Origin of the sequence: Nitratidesulfovibrio oxamicus (assembly GCF_015731765.1) — a bacterium.
Lineage (GTDB): Bacteria > Desulfobacterota > Desulfovibrionia > Desulfovibrionales > Desulfovibrionaceae > Cupidesulfovibrio > Cupidesulfovibrio oxamicus.
Genome location: NZ_VRYY01000303.1, coordinates 1 through 3,110, shown reverse-complemented (window position 1 = coordinate 3,110; position 3,110 = coordinate 1). Strand labels below are relative to the sequence as shown.

Sequence of the window (3,110 nt, the reverse complement as noted above, 5' to 3'; positions counted from 1 at the left end):
CCGCCTGCACGGCGCGCCCGCGCGCAGCGCTTCCGCCCCCCGGCCTGATTCCGGATCCGACCTCGGCCCTGCCCTGATCATGGGGCTGGCCGCCGGATACCACGCGGGCGACGTGCGTCCGTTCCTCGTGTCCCTGCGGGCCACCGGCTTCGCGGGGCGGTGCGTGCTGTTCACCTCGCCCACCACCCGCGACACCGACCGCATGGCCGACATGGGCGCGGACATCCTGCCCTTCGAGCGCCCGCCCGCGCTGGCCCACCTGCCCTACAACGCCCTGCGCTACTTCCTGTACCTGGACCTGCTGCGGCAGGCCCCGCGCCCGTACGCCCGCATCCTGGTCACCGACGTGCGCGACGTCGTCTTCCAGCGCGACCCGTTCTCCTTCCCGTGGGCCGACGGCCTGAACGTGACCCTGGAGGACGCCCGCATGACCATCGGCACCTGCCCGTACATGACCCGCTGGGTCACCGGCCACCTGGGCGATACGGCGTGGCGGTCGCTGGCCGGGCAGCGCATCTCCTGCTCCGGCACCACGCTCGGCAACCACGCGGCCATGACGGATTATCTGGAACGGCTGACCGGACTGCTGCTGCCGTTCTCTCCCGCGCCCCCGCCGCCCCCGCCGTCATCGGCATCCTCATCCGGCGTCACGCCCCCGCCGCCCACCGGCATGGCCGGGTACGACCAGGGGGTGCACAACCACCTGCTGCACGGCGGCCACCTGTCCAAGGTCACCGTGCACGACAACGCCGGGCCCATCCTGACCCTGGGCTACAAGGCCACCCCGCCCGCCACAGATGCCCACGGCGACATCCTGAACGACGCGGGCCTGCCCGCCGTCATGGTGCACCAGTACGACCGCATGCCCGAGTTGTTCCGGACGGTACGCGCCCGCTACGCATAGTATCCCTTTCCAGGGGCAGGACCAGCGGCGGCAGTTCCGGACTGTCACGCGGGCAACTGCATGCTCAGTCAATACAAGGTGTCTTTTCTTTTTCTCCAGGATCGTGCAGGGAGAAGAATCCTGTATTGTACCCCCATATCCGGAGGATACCCATGCGTCTTCATTTCCTGCCAGCCCTGCTTCTCGTGGCCGTCATGGCCGGTACCGCGTTCGCCGGCAGCCAGGGGCCCGGCATCAGCCCGGACCAGGCCCTGCAACGCCTGAAGGAAGGCAATGCCCGGTTCGTGGCCGAAACCCCGACCGAGCGGAACCTGTCGGCCAAGCGCCTCGCCACCTCGCAAAACGGCCAGACCCCCTACGCCATCATTCTTTCCTGCGCCGATTCGCGCGCACCCGTGGAACTGATTTTCGATGAAGGGGTCGGCGACCTGTTCGTCATCCGCGTGGCGGGCAACGTGGCCGCCACCGACGAAGTGGGCACCGCGGAATACGGCGCGGACCACCTCAACGTGCCGCTGATGGTGGTGATGGGCCATACCCAGTGCGGGGCCGTTACCGCCGTGGTGCAGGGGGCCGAGGTGCACGGGTCCATCCCCATGCTGGTGGCCCCCATTGTCCCCGCCGTGACTGCCGTTGAAAAATCCAACCCAAAGCACGACCGCGCGGCCCTTGTGCCCAAGGTCATCGAAGCCAATGTCTGGCAGGCCATTGACGACACCATGCGCCAAAGCCCCATCATCCGCGCCCGCGTTGCCGCGGGCAAGCTGAAGGTTGTCGGCGCCATCTACCACATTGACGACGGCAAGGTGGAATGGCTGGGCGAACATCCCATGCAGGCCCGGCTGCTGAACTACACCAGCGGTCCCGCCAAGGTTCGCCGGTAGTTGCCCGGCCTTGCCCCACCGCGCCCGGCGAGACGGGACGGGCGTGGCAGGTGTGACAGGACAACGCACGAAAGCAGGAAGCGGGGAGTGGCGACACCCCCCGCTTCCTTGCGTTGCATCCGCCCGGCTGCACAGGCTAAAGCGCGCCTTCCCGTGCAGCCGCCTGAAGGGTGCGCACGCACAGCCCCACGTATGACCGCGCGGCGGACGGCAGTTGCCCGGCCACCGACTCGTAGGCCGTGACCAGGTCGGCCACGTCGGCGGCGCGGGTGGCCCGGTCCACGTCGGCCAGTTCCTGCTCGGTGAACTTGCGTTCCATCTTGTAGTGGTTGCCCCACACATGCCCCCACGAGGCCTCGGACAGTGGCGCGGCGCGCCCGGCGTCCTGGCGGTGCACCACGCGTACCCTGCCGTCGTAGACCACCCGGCCCCCGGCCTTCCACACCTGGATGTCGTGCTCCAGATCGTCCACCTGCGAAGGCGAGAACCGCAGGTCGAAGTCGGGCACGCCCAGCCGGGCGCAGGCCGCCTTGTCCAGCAGGTGGCAGCAGCCCATCACCGAAAGGCACGGACGGCGCTGCCCGTACTGGCCGAAATCCATGACCAGCGGGGCGTTGTTGGTGAACCGGATGAGGTGCCTGCCGGTCTTCTCGAAGTACCGGGCCACATACTGCACCGTGGGCAGGCTGCCGGGGTTCACCCCTTGCGGGCCCACCACCACGGTGCCGGGCATTTCGTCCATGTCCTGCACGTAGCTGCGCAGCCAGGTGCGCGGCAGCAGCACGTCGTCGTCCAGAAAGGCGAACAGTTCCCTGTCGCGCATGGAATCGAGGTGCCACAGCCAGTTGCGGGCCGCGGGCGCGCCGATGTTGATGGGCAGTTGGATCAGTTCCACCTGCCGCCCGGCGGCCACCGCGCGCACGCCCGCCTCGAACTCGGCGCGCGGGAAGGCCGTGGACCCGTTGTTGATGAGCGCCACGTGCGCCCCGCCAATGTCCGAATCCAGCAGGCTGGCCAGGGTATCCAGGGTCACCTGCAACTTGTTCCAGGTGTAGAACCCCACTCCGATGCGCCGCCCCTCCAGCACCGAGGCCGGGGCCTCGGGCCTGCCCATCTGGGCCAGGTGGCGCACCAGGAACAGCAGGGCGGGTTCGGCGTCCAGCGCCTCCATGTACAGGGCGCGGGCCGAGGAAAGGTCATCGGCGGCCTCGGCCATGCGGGCGCGCAGCAGAATCGTCAACGGACACGGCAACGCCTTGCCCAGCAGTTCGTCGCGCAGGGCGGCATCGCCCGCCGCGTGGGCGGCGTGGGCCAGCACGCCC

Annotated in this window: 3 protein-coding genes; 2 read left to right on the top strand and 1 reads right to left on the bottom strand. The window is 69.0% G+C overall.

Going from position 1 to position 3,110, the window contains the following annotated elements; translation table 11 throughout:
• Positions 1-904 (top strand): hypothetical protein (locus tag FVW20_RS10765; RefSeq protein WP_307831497.1); only part of this gene is annotated, 904 nt, incomplete at its 5' end.
• 152 nt (positions 905-1,056) lie between these two features.
• The gene (locus FVW20_RS10760) at positions 1,057-1,788 is read left to right on the top strand and encodes a carbonic anhydrase (protein ID WP_196609532.1); all 732 of its coding nucleotides are present in this window, start codon (positions 1,057-1,059) and stop codon (positions 1,786-1,788) included.
• 136 nt (positions 1,789-1,924) lie between these two features.
• Here FVW20_RS10760 and FVW20_RS10755 read toward each other — a convergent pair.
• On the bottom strand, positions 1,925-3,110 hold a 1,186-nt coding region (locus FVW20_RS10755; protein ID WP_196609530.1), incomplete at its 5' end, for a glycosyltransferase.